The organism is Saccharothrix syringae (assembly GCF_009498035.1).
Taxonomy (GTDB): domain Bacteria; phylum Actinomycetota; class Actinomycetes; order Mycobacteriales; family Pseudonocardiaceae; genus Actinosynnema; species Actinosynnema syringae.
On sequence record NZ_CP034550.1, the window covers coordinates 3757727 to 3777869 of the forward strand.

Sequence of the window (20143 nt, forward strand, 5' to 3'; positions counted from 1 at the left end):
GAATTCGGTGAAGCCCGGGCGGCGGGGTACCGCGGTTCGCCAGGTCGTGCACGGTCTCCGGGTGCTCCACGCTCGGCAGGCCGACCGCCTCGGCCACCTGGCGGCCGAGGCGCGGTGCCGCCAGCGGCCCGTGGACGGATCGCGGGGATCGGCCGCCCGGTACACCGGGCAACTGCCGCCGCCCGCGAGTGGATCTTTCCGCGCTGTTCCGCTTGGGGGGCACCTACCCCTGCGCGGCGACGAGGAACATCGGCACCGCGACGAGGATGCGGTTCGCGCGGGCGCGTTCGGCCTGCTCGGCGAGCCAGCCCTCCTCGTCGGTGATCCGGCGCAGCAGGGCCAGCGCGAGGTCGTCGGTGAACACGCTGGTGCGCACCTCGACGACCGGGTCGGTGAACCCGGCGTCGAGCAGCAGGTTGCGGTAGCCCCGGGCGGCGCGCGGCGACGGGAACGCGTCCGCCTTCGCGTGCACCAGCCGGCGGGTGGTCGCCGGGTCGTCCGAGTCGATGGCGATCGCGTCCCAGTCCGGGCCGAGCAGCACGACCCGCCCGCCCGGCGCGAGCACCCGGCGTGCCTCGGCCACGGCCCGCGCCGGGTCGTCGAGCAGGTGCAGCACCTTGTCCGCGCGGTAACCGGCCACCGAGCCGGTTCCCAGGGGGAGCGCGCGGGCGTCGCCGACGTGGAACTCCCCGGCCGGCAGGCGTTCCCGAGCCGCGGCGACCATGTCGGGGTCGAGGTCGACGCCGATCGCGCGGGCACCGCGCCCGGCCAGCTCGGCGACCGCGCGGCCACCGCCGCAGCCGACGTCGACCACGGTTCGGCCGGTGAGGTCGCCGAGCAGGTCGTAGGAACGCGCGCGCAGTTCGCCGGCCGCGGGCTGCGCGTCGCCGGCGTCGAGGAGGGCGAGGAGGCTGGACATGCCCGCCATGCTCTGACTTGATGTCGACATGAAGTCAAGCCCGATGACGATCGGCGAGGTGGCCGACCACTTCGGCCTGCCGGCGCACGTGCTGCGGCACTGGGAGTCGGTCGGCCTGCTCGCCCCCGCCCGCGTCGAGGGCGGCCGCCGCCGCTACACCCGCGACGACCTGGTCCGGGTGGCCTCGATCGTGGTCGCGAAGCAGGCCGGCCTGTCGCTGCCGGACATCCGGGACTTCCTCGCCTCCCTCCGCACCCCGGCGCGCAAGGACGTGCTGCGCCGCAACCAGCGGGCGTTGCGGGCCAGGATGGCGGCGCTGCGGTCGGCGCTCGACCTCGTCGAGGCCGGGCTGAACTGCTCGCACGAGGACATCACGACCTGCCCGAACTACCGGGCCCACGTGGCGGAGCTGATGCCCGCCGGCTCCTGACCGGTCGGGGGCACGCGGTGGGTTTCCCGGCGCGCCCGGTATCCGTGCGCCCCGCTCGCGCTCGTCACCGGTGGACGGGCACCGGTCAACCCCGCCACGGTCGACCGCGGCGGTGCGCTGCACGTCACCGCGCGCAGCGCGGTCCTCCCCGCGGGGGCAACCCCTGGCCGGGGACACCGGGTGGTCCGGTGGTGTGCGGGGGCGCGGTGACCGTGCCCGACCCGGGCGGCATCGTCGAGGTCGTGCGAACCGCGCCCCGACCAGGAGGTGGTCCTCGCGGCCGTGCTCGGCGAGACCACCACCGACGACGACGCGCTGCGGCGGCTGTACCCGGGAGCCCGCTCCCGGCTGCCCGTGGCGGGGCTCCGGCGCGCGGCGGACCGGGCCGAGGAGATCGCCGAGTCCCTCGGGCGGATCGCCCACGCCTCCGGGACCAGGCCGACCAGGTGGACGCGAGCCGGCGCCGGCAGATCGCCGACCGAATGGAGCGGGGGGCGGTGAACCACCGGGGGGGCGGGCACGGCTCCGCGGGACCAGCCGCGGTTCATCCTCAAGAGCGAGGTGCGGGCCGGTGGGCGTCGACATACTGGCGGGCGTGCGCACACGTGACCTGGCCCTGACCGCGGTGGTGGTGGCGGCGACCGCGGTGCCGGTCGCGTGGACGGCGGGCCCGCCGGCGGTCGCCCTGGCGGTCCTGGCCTCGGCGCCGGTGCTGTGGGTGCACCGCCGGCCGCTGCTCGTCGGGCTCGTGGTGGGGCTCGCGACCACCGCGCTCGCGACGCTCTACGTGGCCCCGGTGATCCCGGCCGGGCCGCTGGTCGCGTTCTCCGTGATCGCGGCGTCGAGCACGCCCGCCTGGCGGTTGGTCGCGGTGCTGGTCGCGGCGGCGGGGGTGACGGTCTCGCTGGTCGTCCCCGGGGACGACGACCTGGCCACCTACCGGTACCTGGCGGTGGCGTACGCGGCGGCCTACGCGCTGGGCGCGAACACCAGGGCCCGGCGGGCGCAGGCCGCGGCTGCCGCCGCGCGGGAGCGGACCCGGATCGCCCGCGAGATGCACGACGTGCTCACCCACTCCGTGGGCATGATGGTCGTGCAGGCCGAGGCCGGTCCGCTGGTCGTGCGGTCGGACCCGGACCGGGCGGTCGAGGTGTTCGACGCGATCGCGGCCACCGGGCGCGGTGCCGTCGCGCGGCTCCGGGAGGTCATCCACGCGCTGCGCTCGCCCGGCATCGACTCGCTGGACGAGCTGGTCACCGGGGTCGCGTCGCTGGAGGTGGTGGGCGAGCCCCGGCCGGTGCCGCCCGAGGTGGACGCGGCCGTGTACCGGATCGTCCAGGAGGCGCTGACCAACGCGGCGCGGCACGCGTCGGCCCGGTCGGTCCGGGTGCGGCTGCGCTGGCGGGAACGCGCGCTGGGGGTGGACGTGGTCGACGACGGCCGCGGTCCCGCGGGCGGGGACGGGTTCGGGCTGCTCGGCATGCGCGAGCGCGTGGCCGCGTGCGGCGGGACGCTGCGGACCGGGCCGGGACCGGGCGGCGCGGGGTTCGCCGTGCGCGCGACCCTGCCGACGACCTGATGCTGCGCGTGCTCGTGGTCGACGACCAGGACCTGTTCCGCGGCGGCTTCGCGATGATCCTCGACGCGCAGCCGGACATGACCGTCGTGGGCGAGGCCGCGGACGGTGCCGAGGCGGTCCGGTTGGCGACCGGGCTGGAGCCGGACGTGGTGCTGATGGACGTCCGCATGCCCGGCGTGGACGGCGTCACCGCGACCCGGGAGATCTGCGCGCGGACCGCGGCCAAGGTCGTCGTGCTGACCATGTTCGACCTGGACGAGCACGTCTACGCTGCGCTCGCCGCGGGCGCGAGCGGCTTCCTGCTCAAGGACATCCGCCGCGACCAGCTCGTCGACGCGGTCCGGCTCGTCGCCGCCGGTGACGCGCTGCTCGCGCCCAGCGTGACCCGCCGGCTCGTCGCGGACCTCGCCCGGCGCGGCCACGCCGTCCCGGCGCTGGCGGCCCGGTTGGCGGAGCTGACCGAACGGGAGCGGGACACGCTGCGGCACCTCGCCCGCGGCCGGTCCAACGCGGAGATCGCGGGTGCGCTGTTCGTCAGCGAGCACACGGTCAAGACGCACGTGAGCAACCTGCTGGGCAAGCTGGGGCTGCGCGACCGGGCCCAGGCGGTGGTGTTCGCCTACGAGTCCGGTCTGGTCATCGCGGGCCGGTCCTGATTCCCCCTCGCCGGCGATCCGCGGTCGTCGGGACGGGGCGAGGCTGGGCGCATGAAGCTGATCGTGCTCCTGGCCGCGCTGCTGGTCGCGCCCACCCCGGTGGCGGGCGCACCCGGCTGCACGGCGCAGACCTCACTGGGCACCGTCGCGGGCCGGGCCGCCGGACACCTGTGCGTCTACCGCGGCATCCGGTACGCGGACGCGCCGAGGTCCCGGCCGCCCGTCCCGGTCGGACCGTGGTCGGGCACCTTCGAGGCGACCGACGCGAGCGCGGTGTGCCCGCAGTTCCGCGACGACGTCTCCGAGGAGTACCCCGACGACAGGCCCGTCTACCTGGACGAGGACTGCCTGCGCCTGAACGTGTGGGCACCGCGCGGGCCCGGCGGGCACCCCGTGGTCGTCTTCGTCCACGGCGGCGCCGCGCGGTTCGGCACGGCGAACGAACCGCGTTACGACGGCACCCGGCCGGCCCGCGACGCGGTCGTGGTGACGCTGAACTACCGCCTCGGCCTGCTGGGCGCGGACAACCTCTTCCTGCGCGACCAGATCACCGCGCTGGAGTGGGTGCGCGCGCACATCGCCTCGTTCGGCGGCGACCCCGGGAACGTCACGGCGGTCGGCGAGTCCGAGGGGGCGTTCTCGCTGAGCGCCATGCTCGCCACCGACCACCCGCAACGCCTGTTCCGCCGCGTGGTCCTGCAGAGCGGGTCCGGCTACCTGGTGCACTCCGGGCCCGAGCCCGCGGTGGACCTGACCGGGATGAGCACCCTGGAGGTGTTGCGCCGGCAGGAGGAGCTGGTCGGCGCCGACCCGCTGGCCGGAGCCGTCCACTTCGGACCGCACGTCGACGGCGAGCTGGTCCGGCGGCCCGTGATCGACGCCGTCGAGGCCGGGAACGCGCGCGGGATCGACGTGCTGATCGGCTCCAACCGGGACGAGATGGGCTACTTCGCCCAGTTCGACCTGGGGATCGCGCGGATGACGCTGGACCGGTACCGGGCGTTCTTCCCGCCGGGGCTGGACCTCGACGAGGTGGCCGCGGCCTACCGCGACGAACCGGACGAGGTGCTGGCCATGCTCACCGACCAGACCATGCGCGTCCCGGCGACCCGGCTCGCCGAGGCGCAGGGCCGGTGGGCGCGCAGCTTCATGTACCGGTTCGACTGGGGGCCCGCCGTGCACACCGCGGAGCTGCCGTTCGTGTTCGGGACGTTGAGCTTCACCGGGGTCCCGGGCGGGGCGGAGGCGTTCCGGGCCGATCCCGCCGCGGCACGGGCCCTGTCGGCCGGGATGCGGCACGCGTGGGCGTCGTTCGCCCGGAGCGGGGACCCGGGGTGGCCGGAGTACCGGTACGGGCGCGCCACCAGGACCTGGGACACGCCGTCGGGCCTGGTGTTCGCCCCCGGGGAGGCCCAACGCGCCGCGTGGGACGGGTACGACTTCCGGTACTTCCGGTGAACCGGGTCACCGCCATCCGGGGCCGTGCCGAAGCGCGGTTGCGCGCGATCGGTGATCGGCCCGGTGCGATGCGGTACGTTGGCGCCTCGCCCGGGCGTGACCGGACCACGTGGCACGCCCGGTGGGGTGCGGGGTCGGAATTCGGGGGGCGCGCGGTGGCGGCAGGTGTCACGCCTCGGCTGTACAACTCGCTGGGCCGGAAGCAGGTCGGGTTCCGGCCGCTGGTCCCCGGTCGGGTGAGCATCTACTCCTGCGGGCCCACCGTGTACTCGGACCCCCACCTGGGCAACATGCGCCCCTACGTCTTCAGCGACACGCTGCGCCGGATGTTCGAGTGGAAGGGCCTGGAGGTCGTCCAGACCGTCAACATCACCGACGTCGGGCACACCGTGGGCGACACCGACCTGGGCGAGGACAAGGTCGAGCTGGCGGCGCGGCGGCAGGAGACCTCGGTCTGGGAGGTCACCCGGCGCCACACCGAGGCGTACTTCCGCGACCTGGCCGACCTGAACGTGCTGCCCCACACGCACAACCCGCGGGCGAGCGACCACGTGCCGCAGATGATCGAGTTCGTGCGCGTGCTGGAGGAGCGGGGCTTCACCTACCGGCTGGACTCGGGGCTGTACTTCGACACCGGCCGGTCGCCCGACTACGGGCTGCTGGCGCTCATGCCCGCGGGCGCGGAGTCGGACGTGGTGCGGCTGGAGGTCGTGCCGGGCAAGCGCTCGCGCGCGGACTTCGCGGTGTGGCGCTCCGAGCGGGACCGGCGGCGGCTGGTGCACTGGGAGTCGCCGTGGGGGCCCGGCGTGCCCGGCTGGCACCTGGAGTGCTCGGTGATGAGCCGCGACCTGCTCGGCGACCGGTTCGACATCCACACCGGGGGCGTGGACCACCGGGAGATCCACCACGTCAACGAGATCGCCCAGAGCACGGCGTTCCTCGGCGTGGCGGACGCGGCGCGGTGGGTGCCGCTGTGGATGCACAACGAGTTCGTGCTGTTCGGGCGGCAGAAGATGGCCAAGTCCCGGGGCCGGATGCCGGTGCTGCGCGACGTGGTCTCGGCGGGGTACCACCCGTTGGTGTTCCGGTACCACCTGCTCGGGGCGCACTACCGCAGCCAGATGGACATCGGCGACGAGGGCCTGCGCGCCGCCGCGGCGGCCCTGCGGCGGCTGCTGGGCCGGGTGGCCCCGCTGCGGCCGCTGCCGGAGGTGCCCACCTTCGCCGCGGCGCACGCGGCGCTGACCGGTGAGGCGGGTCGCGCCGCGCTGGCGCGGGTGGACGAGGCGGTGTCGGACGACCTGAACACCGCCCGGGTGCTGGCCGAGCTCAACGGCGTGCTGCGCGACGAGGCGCTGGGCGAGGCGGACAAGGCGGTGCTGGTCGCCGCGGTGGACGTCCTGCTGGGTCTGCGGCTGCGGTCGCTGTCGCCGGAGGAGGTCACCGCGGGCGGCGAGCTCGCGGTGGCGGCGGACTTCGTCGAGGAGCTGGTGGCCGCGCGGGCGCAGGCCCGCCGCGACCGGGACTGGGCGCGGGCGGACGAGATCCGCGCGCAGCTCGCGGAGCTGGGGGTGCGGGTGGTGGACACCCCGACCGGGTCGCACTGGGAACCCGTGGCGACCGGCTCGCCGGACTGACCGGCTCCGGCGGTGCCCGCGGCGTGCCACCGGTGTCGTCCGTCCGGGTGGATCACCGGCGTGGAGCCGAGGGGGATTCGCGGAACCCGGGTCACGCGGGGCGGGTGCGTGGGATTCTGCCGGGGTGGGGGCGGCTGAGGTGCGGGTCCTGCGGACCGGGCGCCGGTTGGCCGTGGTGTTCCGGACCGCGGTGCTGGTGGGGCTCGCGATCGCCGTCGCGGTCGGGTCGCCCTCGCCGCCCGCCGTCGTGCTCGGGTTGCTGGTGTGGGGCGCGGTGTTCGCCGTCCGCGCGCCGCGCGGGTGGGTGCTGGTCGTCGACGTCGGGGTGGTGTGCGGCCTCTGCCTGGCCCAGCGGTGGCTGGTGGGCGCCGACTCGCTGGCCGACAGCGCGAACTGGGTGCTGACGCTCGCCTCGATCACCGCCGTGGCGCACCAGTGGCACGTCACGGCCCGGGGTGGCGCGGTGCTGACGGGCGCGATCGTGGCGAGCCGGGTCGTGGGCGCGGTGGTGGCCGGTGCCGGCGGGTGGCTCGCCGTGCTGCCGGTGGCGCTGTGGACGTTCGCCGAGGCCGGGATGTCGCGCGGGATGCTCCTGCTGGTGCGGGCGGCGGGCCGGGCGGCGGACGCCGCCATCGCCGAGGCCGAGCGGGCCCGGCGGGAGGCCGAGGTCGCCCGGGTCCGGCGCGCCGACGAGCTGGCGCACCTGGCGGTGCTGCACGACACCGCCGCGGCCACGCTGTTCGCCGCCGGGAACGGGGTGGTCGACGGGCTGGCGCGGAGTGCGGCACGGGACATCGCCGCGTTGGTCGGGCCGGTGGGCGCCGGTGACCTCGCGCCGGCCGGCTGGGCGGGTGCGGGTGACCCTGGCGTCGCCGGGGTGGTCGGGCAGGTGCGGGGTGGTGGTCCCGACCTCGCGCCGGTCGGGTGGGTGGGTGCGGGTGACCCCGGCGTCGCCGCGCCGGCCGGGCAGGTGCGCACCGGTGGTCTTGGCGTTGCCGGGGTGGTCGGGCGGGCGGGTGCCGGTGACCTCGACCTCGTCCCCCTGCTGCGCGACGAGGCGCGGAACTCGCCGCTGGACGTGCGCGTGACCGGGCCGGTGACCCTGCCGGTGCCGGCGGCCGTCGCGGACGCGGTCCGCCGGGCCGTGCGGGAAGCGCTGGTCAACGTCGTGCGGCACGCCGGGGTGGGCGAGGCCCGGCTGTGCGTGCGGGACGGCGGCGGCGTGGTGGCGGTCGAGGTGGAGGACCGGGGGAGCGGGTTCGACCCCGACCGCGTCTCGCCGCACCGCCGGGGGATCGCGCTGTCCGTCGTCGACCGCATGGCGCAGGCGGGTGGCCGGGCCGAGGTCGTGAGCAGGCCCGGTGGCGGCACGTCGGTCAGGTTGGCGTGGTCCCGTGGATGAGGCGGTGCGGTCGGTCGCCGCCGGGCGGTTGCTGCGCGGGATTCGGCTGGCGACGCTGCTGGTCACCGCGGTGTCGTTGGTCGGCTTCGCGCTGCCGCTGCTGGTCTCCGGTGGCGCGGCCCACCGGTCGACGGCCCAGCAGGTGGTCGCGTTCGGGCTGCTCGCCGCGGTCACCCTGGTGGCGGGCCGGTACGTGGTGCTCGACCGGCCGCCGGGGCGGCTGCGGTGGGTGCTGCTCGGGCTCGTGGTCGCGGGGTCGGTGCTGGCGGTCACCGGGGTGCGCGCCGAGTACCTGCTGTCGGAGTTCGAGTGGTCCTACGGCTTGATCGGCTGGTTCGGCCTGCTGGTGCTGCTCGACCTGGGTGCGCCCGCCGCGTGCGCCTTCCTGGCCGGGCACGTGGTGGCGAGCTTCGGCTACACCGCCGCGGTCGGGCAGGACGCCGGCGGGCTGGTGGTCGTGACGGTCCTGGTGCTCGGCTACCAGCTGCCGGTGGTCGCGGCGACGGCGGTGGTGCGGCGGCTGGTGGACGACGCGGCCCTGGCCGCTCGCCGCGAGGAGGAGGCCCGCCTCGGCGACGCCGTCGCCCGCCGGCGCCACGAGGACCACAAGGCCCGCTGCGCCGCGCTCCTGCCGACCGTGCTGCCCCTGCTGGCCGACCTGGCCGCCGGGGACGCCGACCTGGCCGACGACCGCGTGCGCGCCCGGTACGCGGTGGAGGCGGCCCGGGTGCGGCGGCTGTTCGCCGAGCACGACCGGGCGCCCGACCCGTTGGCGCACGAGCTGCTCGCCTGCGTCGAGCTGGCCGAGCGGCGCGGCGTGGTGGTGCAGGTCGAGCTGGGCGACGGGCGACCGCAGCCGCCGGCGCCCGCGCGCCGGTCCCTGGTCGACGCCGTGTCCGGGGTGCTGGCCACCGCGCGGACCAGCGCCAGGGTGGTCGTGCTGGGCACGCCGTCGGCCGTGACGGTGAGCGTGGTGGCCGACGGCACCAACCACGGCCCGGTGCCGGTGGAGGACCCGGCGTCGATCGCGGTGACGAGCCTGGTGGAAGGGGAACGCGTGTGGGTGGAGGCGACGTGGGGCGCGACGCGGTGACCACGGTCGTGGTGGTGGACGACCACCCGGTCGTGGTGGCGGGCATCCGGGCCTGGTGCGCCGCCGCCGAACCGCCCGTGGAGGTGGTCGAGGTCGGCGCGACGCCCGGCGTGGCGTGGACCGGCGAGGGCGGCCGGGCCGACGTCGTCGTGTTCGACCTGCACCTCGACGGCCGGGTGCCCGCCTTCGCCGACCTGCGCCACCTCGTCGAGGTCGGTCGCCGGGTCGTCGTCTACACCATGCGCGACGACCGCGAGACCGTGCTCACGTGCCTCGACATCGGGGTGTCGGCCTACCTGACCAAGGCGGAGGGGCCCGCCCACCTGATCGCCGCGATCCGCGCCGCCCGCCACAACGCGCCGTTCACCACGCCGACGATGGCCCGCGCCATCAGCACCGACCGCCGGTCCGACCGGCCCCGGTTGACCGCGCGGGAGGTGGACGTGCTGGTGAGCTGGTTCGCCTGCGAGTCCAAGGACCTGGTGGCGCGCAAGCTCGGCCTGTCCGTGAAGACGGTCAACACCTACATCGACCGCGCCCGCGTCCGGTACGCCAACGCGGGTCGGCCCGCGCCGACCAAGGCCGCCCTGGTCGCGCGGGCCGTCCAGGACGGCCTGATCCGGCTCGACGACCTGTGACCCGACGCCCGGTGACCCGGAACCCGGCGACCCGGCTGGAGCGGTGTGCTCAGCCCTTCCCGCCCGGCACCTCACCCGGCCTCCCCGCGAACCCCGCGAACCGCGCGGCCCGGCGTTCGCGCAGCTCCGGGGAGCGGTTCGCCAGCGCGGCCCCCGTCACCCCCGACGCGCGCACGGCGCCGAACTCCACCTGCAACGGGTGGTCGACCGCGTACCGGTCGGTGCGCACGCCGGTCAGCGACCAGCAGACCTCCTGCCCGGCGCCGCCGCCCGCGACCTCGAAGGAGTTGCCCGCCACCTCGCGACTGACGTGCAGCGACGGCGCGGGCGCGCCGATCGGGGTCAGCTGGTAGCGGAACGACCCGTTGACCGCCGAGACGTAGGCGGGCAGGGGTACCGTCGCCCGGCCGGCGGCGTCCAGCGTCACCGTCCCGTCGTAGATGTTCTTGCGCTCGGCCGAGTGCACGGCGGCGTGCTGCAGGTAGCGGTCACCGCCGCCGGGGTGGGGCACCAGGAACGCGCTGTCCATGTACGTCTGCGGCCCCAGCGTGTCGATGCCCCCGTCGACGGCGGTGAAGCCCTCCAGGATGGACGGCCCCCTGGCGTACAGCGCGGCGCCGTCCGTGCTGCCCGGCGCGACCTTGCCGACCAGGCCGAACCCCAGCTCGGAGCTGGCCTCGCCGATCACGCCGTCGGTGCCCCGGCCGTGCACGCCGACGCCGTGCGGGCCGCCGGTGGCGAGCAGACCGCCCGCCGGTGCTCCCGCGGGCGGTGTGACGGCCAGGTTCTCCGCGATCGCCGCCCAGCGCTCGGCGTTCGAGGTGTCGGCCCGGAGGCCGTGCTGGAGGGTGCCGACGGCGCGCACCGCGCAGCCGCCGGCGGCGGTGGTGGCGCCGTTGACGCCGCGCACGCCGGTCAGGTCGGGGTTCTCGGTGCGCCCGACGACCCCGGGGCCGCCGACCGAGACGCCCCAGATGCCGTACGCCGTGCCGTTCTGGTGCACGTGCAGGCCGTGGCCCCGGTCGCTGTCGGTGACCAGGAACGTCGAGCCCGCGTCCTGGCCCGCGTCGTTGGTGCGGCCGATCAGCACGGAGCCGCCGGGTGCGGCGGTCGCCGTGCCGGGAGCGGCGACGGCGGCGGCGCCCGCCGCCAGGCCGGCCGCGGCCGTGGTGAGCAACCGGCGCCGGGTGGGTTCGTTCGTGGACATGCGGTTCGGGTCCTCTCCTGGGCACGGGCCGGGCGCGACCCCCCTGGTACCGCGCCCGGTCCGCGCCGGTCCGGTCAGCCGGTGACGTGGGCGATGTAGACCTTCATGTTCCGGTTCTTCTTCAGCCTCAACGTGTCCCAGAGGGGGACGTTGCTGCGGGGGTCCGAGTGCTGGGTGTAGAAGATGTGGCTCTTCCACACGCCGTTGACGACCGCGACGTGGTCGATCGTGCCGTTGCCGGTGTTGTCGAAGTAGAGGATGTCGCCGCGGACCGCCTGGTTGAAGTAACCGCGGAAGACCGCACGGCGCTTCTTGTACATGTGCTTGAACTGGTTGTGGGCCGCGTACCAGGTGTAGGACCCGTAGATCGGCCACACGCCGTGGTACCACCAGGCGCTGTCGGACTTGTAGTAGCCGCTCTTCTTCTTCAGGCCGGCGTAGCGCAGGGCCTGTGACGCGAAATTCGTGCAGTCGCGGTTCTTGTCCTTGATCTTGAAGCTCTTGTTCGGGGACCTCCAGTACCTGTTCGCGTAGTCCGCGATCTTGTTCGTGTTGACGCCCTCGGCCTGCATCAGCGGTGGTCCTTCGACGAACGAGTCCCCGTCCGTGAGGACCGGCTCCGGCACGGGGCCGTCGTCCGGCTCGGTGGCTTCGGCGGCGGCCGGTGGGACCGGTTCCTCGACGCTCGTCGGCGGAGGCGTGGCGGAGGCCAGCTCCCACGCGGCACCGGCGCTGCGCGCACCCACCGCGCCCGCGGTGGGGACGAACGAGAACTCGTACCGGCCGCTGCGCTCCTCGGGCACCTGCTGGACCCCGCCGTCGGTCGACGTGGCGCGCTGGCCGAACGTCTGCTCCGCGGTGGCGAGCACCGTCACGGTGGCGCCGTCCGGGCTGGGCAGCACGACCACGTCGCTCAGGCTCGCGACGTGCGAGGTGATGTCCAGGCGTCGCTTCGCCAGGAACTCCCGCTGCTCCACGTCCTCGGGGCCGTCGGTCAGCACCGCGTCGCGGATGGCGTCGCGGCTCGGGCTCGCCTCCGCCGCTTCGGCCGGCGTGGCCGCCTCGCCCGCCGACAGCTTCCCGCGGGCCAGCAGGTACTCGGTCGACATGGTGGTGAACTCGGCCGCGGGCAGCGGCGCGACCGCGGGCCGCGCGGGCCCGGTGCGCGCGGCGGGACCGGCGTGCCAGTCGTTGAGCGCGGTGACGCCGTACTCGTACTCGACCTGCGCGGACAGCCCGCCGACCACCGCGTGGTCCTCGGTGCCGTCGACCACGACCTGCGCCGCCGGCGTGGTGCCGCCTGCCGGGTACGCCTCCACCACGTAGTGCGTCACGAACGCACCGGGACCGGGGTCGGCACCCTGCCACGTCACGTACCCGCCGCCGTCCGCGGGTGTCACGGCGAGCCCTTCCACCGCGCGCGGGGTCGGGGGGCTGGAGGGCAGGTCCACGCCTTCGGCGGTGTCGGCGACGAGCACCTGGAACTCCGACCAGGCGCCCGGCCTGCCGCTGACGACGACCCGGCTGCGCCAGGCGTACTCGTTCACGTCGGCGAGCACGCCGGCCGGTACGACCCAGTTCACCCGCCCGTCCTGGCCGCGGGTCCCGGTCGCGCCGGCGAGCCGCGCGGTCCGGTCGGCGCCGAACAGCTCGAACTCGACGGACGGCGCCGGCCTGCCGGGGCGGGCGGGCGCGTACACCGAGAGGTTCGGCGTCAGCGACCTGCTGATCGTGTCGTCGACCGGGTACGGCGCGTTGGTGATCAGCTCGGGGACCTCGGCCGTGGCGGGTCCCGCGAACTGCGCCAGCGCGACGACGGTCGCGCCGATCACGAACCTGGTGGCCAATCGGTTTCTGGGCACGGCTCGACGCTAGGAGCCGCGGGCGCGGGCGCTGTCGGTCGTTCGCCCGACAGAACACGGTTGCACCCGAACGCACGCCGACCGGCCGACCGCGGCGCGCCCGCCGTGCGCCGGGCGGTTGTGTGGTCGCCGTTGTCCGGGCGGTCCGCGGCGATGCCCGACGTTGTCCGGAATCGGCCACCGGGATCATCGGGCGGGCTGTTCGCGCTGGTCGAGCGGTCGTGGACCGGTCCGGACAACTGCCTTCGGGGTGCCGGTTGATCGACTTCGGTGCTTCGATCCGCAACTGTCAACTGGGATCAGCCGTGACGAGTTTGTGATCACTGCACCCATGTGGCCCCCGCCACTGCCCCAATAGCGTCCACCCAACGTTGTGGAGGCGGTCAGCTCTGCTCGGTCGAACCCGAACAGGTGGGAGGACCCATGTCACGTGCACGCTTAGTTCCCGCAGCACTCGCGGTCGCCGTGGTGGCGGCCGGCTGCGGAGCCGCCCAGGAGACCCCGTCGGGCTCGAACACCGACGCCGGGATCACGATCTTCAACACCGAGCCGGAGAACCCGCTGGTGCCCGGCAACACCACCGAGGTGGGCGGCAGCCGGGTGCTCGACGCGATGTTCACCGGGCTCGTCGAGTACCGGGCGGAGGACGCGCAGCCGGTCAACGCGATGGCCGAGTCGATCGAGACGACCGACTCCAAGGTCTTCACCGTGAAGATCAAGCCGGGCTGGACGTTCCACGACGGCACGCCGGTCACCGCGAAGAGCTTCGTGGACGCCTGGAACTGGACCGCCTACGGCCCCAACGCCACCCAGGGCGCCAGCTTCTTCTCCCAGATCGAGGGCTTCGACGAGGTCCACCCGGACGACCCCGACGGCGCGGACGGGCCGCAGCAGGCGCCGACGCCCGCGGTCAAGGAGATGTCCGGGCTCAAGGTCGACAACGACAACCAGTTCACCATCACCCTGTCCGAGCCGTTCTCGGTCTTCCCGGTCACCATCGGCTACGAGGTGTTCGCGCCGCTGCCGGAGGCGTTCTTCAAGGACCAGAAGGCGTTCGAGGCCGCCCCGATCGGCAACGGCCCGTTCAAGTTCGCCTCGCGCGCGGTCGGCACCGACATCAAGCTGACCCGCTACGACGACTACAAGGGCGACGACAAGCCGAAGTTCAAGGACCTGACGCTGAAGGTCTACCAGAGCCGCGAGTCGGCCTACGCGGACCTCGTCGCGAACAACCTGGACTTCATGGAGGAGCTGCCCCCCAACGCCCTGGCGGGCAAGAAGTACGAGACGGACCTGGGCGACCGGGTCGTGCAGCGCGAGACGCTGAACATGCAGACCATCGCGTTCCCGTTCTACCTGCCGCCCTACGACAACGTGGAGCTGCGGCGCGCGATCTCCATGGCCATCAACCGCGAGGAGATCACCCAGCGCATCTTCGAGGGCACCCGCAAGCCCGCCGACGGCTGGGTGCACCCGCTGATGAAGGGGTACAAGCCGGGCCAGTGCGGTGACTACTGCACGTTCAACGAGGCGAAGGCCAAGGAGGCGTTCGCGAAGTCCGGCTACACCGGCGAGATCATCCTGCTGTCCAACACCGACGGCGGTCACCAGGAGTGGGCCGAGGCGGTGGCGAACAGCATCAAGAACACGCTCGGCGTGGAGGCCCGGTTCGTGCCGTCGACGAGCTTCGGCGAGTTCCGCCAGAAGGTCAACGCGCACGAGATGACCGGCATGTACCGGGCGGGCTGGATCGCCGACTACCCGTCGATCGAGAACTGGCTGACGCCGCTGTACCGCACCGGCGCGTCCTCCAACGACGGCCTCTACTCCAACCCGGCGTTCGACGCGAAGCTCGCCGAGGCCAACCGGGCGCCGAGCGAGGAGAAGGCCATCGAGCTGTACCTGGAGGCCGAGCGGATCATGGCGCCGGACGTGCCGACCATCCCGCTGTGGACGCAGTACACCATCGCCGGCAAGTCCGACCGGTTGAAGGTCGCGAACCTCGACCCGTTCCGCACCCTCGACCTCGAATCCGTGGAAGTGGCGTAGCGCTCGGTGGATCTCGGGCCGGCCCGGAGCGGTCCTCCGGGCCGGCCCCCGGCGGTGGGAGGCTCCGTTGGGGCGCTACGTGCTGCGCAGGCTGCTCCAGATGGTCCCGGTGTTCCTCGGGACGACGTTCCTGATCTACGTGATGGTGTGGGCGGTGCCCGGCGACCCGTTCGAGGGCAAGTGCGGCGAGCGGGACTGCCCCGAGTCGTACGTGTCCGCGATGCGGGAGAGGTTCAACCTCGACGACCCGCTGCTCGTGCAGTACGCCAAGTACCTGGGCAACCTGCTGCGGGGCGACTTCGGGCTGACCTCGTCGGGGCTCCAGGTCTCCGACCGGATCGCCGCGACGTTCCCCGTCACGCTCAAGCTCGCCCTGGTGGCCCTGGTCGTCGAGGCGGTCATCGGCATCACCGCGGGCGTGGTGTCCGGGCTGCGCAACCGCGGGTTCCTGGACAGCCTGGTGCTGGTGTCGACGCTGTTCCTCATCTCGATCCCGGTGTTCGTCACTGGTTACGTCGTGCAGCTGGTGTTCGGCCTCCAACTGGGCCTGATCTCGCCGACGGTGACGAGCCCGACGATCGGCAACCTGGTCGTGCCCGGGTTCGTGCTGGCGTCGCTGTCCATGGCGTACGTGGCGCGGCTGTCGCGGGCGAGCATCTCCGAGAACAGGCGGGCCGACTACGTGCGCACGGCGCTGGCCAAGGGCCTGCCGCCACGCCGCGTGGTGGGCGTGCACCTGCTGCGGAACTCGCTGATCCCGGTGATCACCTTCCTCGGCACCGACCTGGGCGCGTTCCTCGGCGGCGCGATCGTCACCGAGGGCATCTTCAACGTGCCCGGCGTCGGCGGCCTGGTGTTCCGCTCGATCCTGACCAAGGACGGCGCGATGGTCACCGGCGTGGTCACCGTCCTGGTGCTCGTGTACCTGCTGATGACGCTGCTGGTGGACCTCCTCTACGCCGTCCTGGACCCGAGGATTCGCTATGACTGAGCAGATCGCCACGCTCGTGGAGGAACGCCCCCGCGGCCTGTTCGGCGACGCCTGGCACGCCCTGCGCCGCCGCGCGCTGTTCTGGGTGGCGGTGTCGATCATCACGCTGGTCGTGCTGATGGCGCTGTTCCCGGGGCTGTTCGCGTCCGGCGACCCGAACCTGGCGCAGCTGTCCCGCTCGCGCGGCGCGCCGTCGTCGCAGGCGTGGTTCGGCTACGACAACCAGGGCTACGACATCTACACGCGGGTCGTGTACGGCGCGCGGGCGTCGATCGTGGTGGGGCTGCTGTCCGCGGTCGGCGTGGCGCTGGTGGGCGCGACGCTCGGCATGCTCGCCGGGTTCTACGGCGGGTGGCTCGACGCGGTGGTCTCGCGCGTCGCGGACATCTTCGTGGGCGTGCCGTTCGTGCTCGGCGCGATCGTCATCCTGACCACGCTGAACGCGGCGGGCGACGCGGGCACGGTGCGGATCGTCGCGCAGGTCGTGCTGTCGATCTCGGTGCTGTCGTGGCCGGTGTCGATGCGGATCATGCGGTCCACCGCCATCGCCGCCAAGCAGCAGGACTACGTGAAGGCGGCGCGGGCGCTGGGCGCGCCGCCGTCGCGGATCATCGCCAAGCACCTGCTGCCCAACTGCGTGGCACCCGTGCTGGTGTACGCGACGATCGCGCTCGGCGCGTTCATCGGTGCCGAGGCGACCCTGTCCTACCTGGGCATCGGGCTGCGCCCGCCGGTCGTGTCGTGGGGCGTGATGATCAACAGCGCCAAGGACTACCTGCGGGTCGCGCCGCACGCGCTGCTGTTCCCGGCCGGGTTCCTGACCGCCACCGTGCTGGCGTTCGTGATGCTGGGCGACGCCGTGCGCGAAGCCCTCGACCCCAAGTTGCGGTGAGGTGGGCTGTGCTGGAAGTGGAGGACCTGCACGTCGAGTTCCGCACGCGCGACGGCGTGGCGCGGGTGCTCAACGGCGTGAGCTACGCGGTGGCGGCGGGCGAGACGCTGGCCGTGCTCGGCGAGTCCGGGTCGGGCAAGAGCGTCACCGCCCAGGCCGTCATGGGCATCCTGGACACGCCGCCCGCGTTCGTCACCCGGGGTTCGGTGCGGTTCAACGGCGAGGAGCTGCTGACCGCCTCGCCCGAGCGGCGGCGCGCGGTGCGCGGCTCCGGCGTCGCGATGATCTTCCAGGACGCGTTGTCCGCGCTGAACCCGGTGTTCACCGTCGGGTTCCAGATCGAGGAGCAGTTGCGCCTGCGGCGCGGCATGAGCCGCAAGGACGCGCGGGCGCGGGCGGTCGAGCTGCTGGACCTGGTGCGCATCCCGTCGGCGGCGCAGCGGGTCCGCGAGTACCCGCACCAGTTCTCCGGCGGCATGCGGCAGCGGGCCATGATCGCGATGGCGCTGGCGCTCGACCCCGAGGTGCTGATCGCCGACGAGCCGACGACCGCGCTCGACGTGACCGTGCAGGCGCAGATCATGGACCTGCTGCGGGAGGTCCAGCGCGAGCGGTCCATGGGGCTGGTGCTGATCACGCACGACCTGGGCGTGGTCGCGGAGGTCGCCGACCGGATCGCGGTCATGTACGCGGGGCGCATCGTGGAGCAGGCCGACGCGGTGTCGCTGTTCCGCTCGCCCGGCCACCCGTACACCGCGGCGCTGATGCGGTCGCTGCCCCGGCTGGACTCGTCGAAGCACTCGGCGCTGGAGACCATCAGGGGGCTGCCGCCGAGCCTGCTGCGCATCCCGCCGGGGTGCCCGTTCCACCCGCGGTGCCCGCGCGCCGAGGACGTGTGCGCGGTGGACGTGCCCGCGTTCGCGCCGCTGGGGCCGGGGCGGGGCAGTGCCTGCCACTTCGCGGAGGAGGTCGTCCGTGGCTGAGCTGCTGGAGGTCCGGGACCTGGTCAAGCACTTCCCGGTGACGCGCGGGGTGCTGTTCCGGCGGACGATCGGCCGGGTGCGCGCCGTGGACGGCGTGTCGTTCTCGCTCAAGGCGGGTGAGACGCTGGGCGTCGTGGGCGAGTCGGGCTGCGGGAAGTCCACGCTCGCCCAGGTGCTGATGCGCCTGGAACCGCCCACGTCCGGCACGGCCCTGTTCGAGGGGCAGCCGATGTTCTCGCTGAGCGGCGCGGCGCTCAAGGCGTGGCGGCGGGACATGCAGATCGTCCTGCAGGACCCGTACACCTCGCTCAACCCGCGGATGACCGTCGGCGACATCGTCGGCGAGCCGTTCGACATCCACCCGGAGGTCGCGCCCCGCGGTTCCCGGGCGGGGCGGGTGCGCGAGCTGCTCGACGTGGTGGGGTTGAACCCCGAGCACATCAACCGCTACCCGCACCAGTTCTCCGGCGGGCAGCGCCAGCGCGTCGGCATCGCGCGGGCGCTGGCGCTGCGGCCGAAGGTGATCGTGTGCGACGAGCCGGTGTCCGCGCTCGACGTGTCCATCCAGGCGCAGGTGATGAACCTGCTGGCGGGGTTGCAGCGGGAGTTCGGGCTGTCGTACGTGTTCATCGCGCACGACCTGTCCGTGGTGCGGCACCTGTCCGACCGGGTGGCCGTGATGTACCTGGGCAAGGTCGTGGAGATCGGGACCGAGCGGGAGATCTACGAGCACCCCACGCACCCGTACACGCAGGCCCTGCTGTCGGCCGTGCCGGTGCCCGACCCGGAGCTGCGCGGGCAGCGGGACGTGATCCGGCTGACCGGGGACGTGCCGTCCCCGGTCGACCCGCCGTCGGGCTGCCGGTTCCGCACCCGGTGCTGGAAGGCGCGGGACGTGTGCGCGGTGGAGGAACCGGCCCTGGTCGACCGGGGCGGGCACCCCAGCGCCTGCCACTTCGCCGAGGAGCGGCACGTCGTCCCGTGACGGTGGTGGGGCCCGGGGTCGCCGGGCCCCGCCGTCGGTCGTTCGTGGTGCCCGGGGTGGACCGGACCGGCTCGTCCCGGGTGGGGCGCGCGGCGTCGGCCGGACCGGCGCCGCGGGATCGGGCGGCTCAGCCCGCCGGTTCGAGGAGCAGCTTCGCGGCCACCACCGCCCCGTCGGCGCGGATCGTGCCCGCCACGGCCCCGGCGCGCTCGCGGGTGCCCGGTGCCAGGGCCGCGGTGAGCGCGGCGGACAGCGAGTCGACGGTGGGCGTCGAGGTGTCGTGCGCCGCGCCGATGCCCAGCTCGGCCACCCGGGCGGCCCAGTGCGGCTGGTCGGCGATCCGGGGCACCACCACCTGGGGCGCGCCCGCGCGGGCGGCCGCCGTGGTGGTGCCCGCGCCACCGTGGTGCACGACGGCGGCCACGCGCGGGAACAGCGCCTGCTGGTTGACCTCGCCGACGACGAAGCAGTCCGCGGCGTCGTCGACCGGGACCAGCCCGGCCCAGCCGCGGGCGAGCAGGACGCGGCGGCCCTGCGCGCGGACCGCCTCGGTGGCCACCCGCGCGATGCCCTCGGGCGCGTAGGCGGCCATGCTGCCGAAGCCCACATACACCGGTGGCTCGCCGGCGTCCAGGAACGCCTCCAGGTCCGCGGGGAGCGGCCGGTCGTCGGGCAGGACCCACGCGCCGGTCTGCACCAGGTCGAGGTCGGTCATGCCCTCCGACGGGCACAGCACCGGGTCCGCCGCCAGCCACGGACGGTCGGTGAAGACGTGGTCGCGGACGTTGTCCACCGGCGGCAGGCCGATCGCCGCGCGGTGGCTGTTGAGCGCGGGCCCGTACAGGTCGTTGACCCGCTGGGCGTCCTGCTCCCACTGGGCCCGGTTGTCGGTCCCCTCCAGCGTGGTGCCGGGCCGCGCGCCGGGGAGGAAGTGCCGCGAGGGCAGGCCGAGGAGGTGGAAGCAGGCGTAGACGTAGCGGATGCCGAGCTTCTCGGCCACGTCCCGAGCACCGGCCGGCAGCAGACCGGTGGCCAGCAGCGCGTCGCAGCCCTCGGCGGCGGTGCCGAGGGTGTCGAACCGGGCGGCGACCAGCTCGGGCGCGAGCCGGAACGCGTCCCGCGCGGTCGGCGGCTTCGGGTTGGCGACCACCGAGCGCACGGTCGGGCCCAGCGGGATCAGCGGGACGTCGACGCGGGCCAGCAGTTCGGCGAAGTCCTCGTCCGGCGGTGCGCAGACCCGCGGTTCCGCGCCGAGGTCCCGCAGTGCGGCCGCCAGGGCGGCCAGCGGTTCGACGTCCCCGCGTGATCCCCAGGTCGTCAGCAGTACGCGCATTGGTGAATCCCCCTTTTTTTGCTTTCGGC

General features: G+C 74.1%; 18 protein-coding genes. 14 read left to right on the plus strand and 4 right to left on the minus strand.

The window, feature by feature from the left end; all coding sequences use genetic code 11:
• Positions 1 to 223: 223 nt before the first annotated feature.
• A complete protein-coding gene (locus EKG83_RS16710; protein WP_033431042.1) occupies positions 224 to 919 on the minus strand; it encodes a methyltransferase domain-containing protein in 696 nt (231 codons plus the stop codon).
• Positions 920 to 947: 28 nt separating this feature from the next.
• On the opposite strand from EKG83_RS16710, the gene EKG83_RS16715 reads away from it, so the two are divergent.
• From EKG83_RS16715 to EKG83_RS16755, 9 genes are all read left to right on the plus strand, one after another.
• A complete protein-coding gene (locus EKG83_RS16715) occupies positions 948 to 1349 on the plus strand; it encodes a MerR family transcriptional regulator (RefSeq protein WP_211269082.1) in 402 nt (133 codons plus the stop codon).
• Between the two features lie 267 nt (positions 1350 to 1616).
• Complete coding sequence (locus EKG83_RS49405; protein ID WP_033430947.1) at positions 1617 to 1850, plus strand: hypothetical protein; 234 nt, start codon at positions 1617 to 1619, stop codon at positions 1848 to 1850.
• Positions 1851 to 1944: 94 nt separating this feature from the next.
• Positions 1945 to 2928, plus strand: coding sequence for a sensor histidine kinase (locus tag EKG83_RS49410; protein WP_033431041.1), 984 nt, complete (start codon positions 1945 to 1947; stop codon positions 2926 to 2928).
• Positions 2928 to 3584, plus strand: a complete 657-nt coding sequence (locus EKG83_RS16730; protein ID WP_153278167.1) for a response regulator — start codon at positions 2928 to 2930, stop codon at positions 3582 to 3584. Before EKG83_RS49410 ends, EKG83_RS16730 begins: the two co-directional genes overlap by 1 nt.
• Before the next feature lie 51 nt (positions 3585 to 3635).
• On the plus strand, positions 3636 to 5042 hold the full coding sequence (locus tag EKG83_RS16735) for a carboxylesterase/lipase family protein (protein ID WP_084716370.1): 1407 nt from the start codon (positions 3636 to 3638) through the stop codon (positions 5040 to 5042).
• A gap of 155 nt (positions 5043 to 5197) precedes the next feature.
• On the plus strand, positions 5198 to 6679 hold the full coding sequence (gene cysS / locus EKG83_RS16740; protein ID WP_033431038.1) for a cysteine--tRNA ligase: 1482 nt from the start codon (positions 5198 to 5200) through the stop codon (positions 6677 to 6679).
• A gap of 124 nt (positions 6680 to 6803) precedes the next feature.
• Entirely contained in the window at positions 6804 to 8081 is a 1278-nt protein-coding gene (locus tag EKG83_RS47855) for a sensor histidine kinase (RefSeq protein ID WP_228122644.1), read from the plus strand.
• The gene (locus EKG83_RS16750) at positions 8074 to 9174 is read left to right on the plus strand and encodes a hypothetical protein (protein ID WP_153278169.1); all 1101 of its coding nucleotides are present in this window, start codon (positions 8074 to 8076) and stop codon (positions 9172 to 9174) included. The genes EKG83_RS47855 and EKG83_RS16750 overlap by 8 nt, the downstream gene beginning before the upstream one ends.
• On the plus strand, positions 9156 to 9812 hold the full coding sequence (locus EKG83_RS16755) for a response regulator transcription factor (protein ID WP_033430945.1): 657 nt from the start codon (positions 9156 to 9158) through the stop codon (positions 9810 to 9812). The genes EKG83_RS16750 and EKG83_RS16755 overlap by 19 nt, the downstream gene beginning before the upstream one ends.
• A gap of 49 nt (positions 9813 to 9861) precedes the next feature.
• Here the strand turns inward: EKG83_RS16755 and EKG83_RS16760 are convergent, their stop codons facing one another.
• Together EKG83_RS16760 and EKG83_RS16765 are read right to left on the minus strand one after the other, a co-directional pair.
• Positions 9862 to 11019 carry a hypothetical protein gene (locus tag EKG83_RS16760; protein WP_033430944.1) on the minus strand — a complete coding sequence of 386 codons (1158 nt, stop codon included), beginning with the start codon at positions 11017 to 11019 and terminating at the stop codon, positions 9862 to 9864.
• 74 nt (positions 11020 to 11093) lie between these two features.
• Positions 11094 to 12881 carry an amidase domain-containing protein gene (locus EKG83_RS16765; RefSeq protein WP_153278170.1) on the minus strand — a complete coding sequence of 596 codons (1788 nt, stop codon included), beginning with the start codon at positions 12879 to 12881 and terminating at the stop codon, positions 11094 to 11096.
• 423 nt (positions 12882 to 13304) lie between these two features.
• Here EKG83_RS16765 and EKG83_RS16770 point away from each other — a divergent pair, with 423 nt between their 5' ends.
• From EKG83_RS16770 to EKG83_RS16790, 5 genes are all read left to right on the plus strand, one after another.
• Positions 13305 to 14930 carry a peptide ABC transporter substrate-binding protein gene (locus tag EKG83_RS16770; RefSeq protein ID WP_033430942.1) on the plus strand — a complete coding sequence of 542 codons (1626 nt, stop codon included), beginning with the start codon at positions 13305 to 13307 and terminating at the stop codon, positions 14928 to 14930.
• A 67-nt stretch (positions 14931 to 14997) separates the two neighbouring features.
• A complete protein-coding gene (locus tag EKG83_RS16775; RefSeq protein ID WP_033430941.1) occupies positions 14998 to 15921 on the plus strand; it encodes an ABC transporter permease in 924 nt (307 codons plus the stop codon).
• Positions 15914 to 16813: an ABC transporter permease gene (locus tag EKG83_RS16780; protein WP_033430940.1), complete on the plus strand. Its 900-nt coding sequence runs from the start codon at positions 15914 to 15916 to the stop codon at positions 16811 to 16813. The genes EKG83_RS16775 and EKG83_RS16780 overlap by 8 nt, the downstream gene beginning before the upstream one ends.
• An 8-nt stretch (positions 16814 to 16821) precedes the next feature.
• Entirely contained in the window at positions 16822 to 17796 is a 975-nt protein-coding gene (locus tag EKG83_RS16785; protein WP_228122645.1) for an ABC transporter ATP-binding protein, read from the plus strand.
• The gene (locus EKG83_RS16790) at positions 17789 to 18781 is read left to right on the plus strand and encodes an ABC transporter ATP-binding protein (RefSeq protein WP_033430938.1); all 993 of its coding nucleotides are present in this window, start codon (positions 17789 to 17791) and stop codon (positions 18779 to 18781) included. The genes EKG83_RS16785 and EKG83_RS16790 overlap by 8 nt, the downstream gene beginning before the upstream one ends.
• A 127-nt stretch (positions 18782 to 18908) precedes the next feature.
• On the opposite strand, the gene EKG83_RS16795 is transcribed toward EKG83_RS16790, so the two are convergent.
• Positions 18909 to 20114, minus strand: a complete 1206-nt coding sequence (locus EKG83_RS16795) for a glycosyltransferase (protein WP_033430937.1) — start codon at positions 20112 to 20114, stop codon at positions 18909 to 18911.
• Between the last annotated feature and the right edge of the window lie 29 nt (positions 20115 to 20143).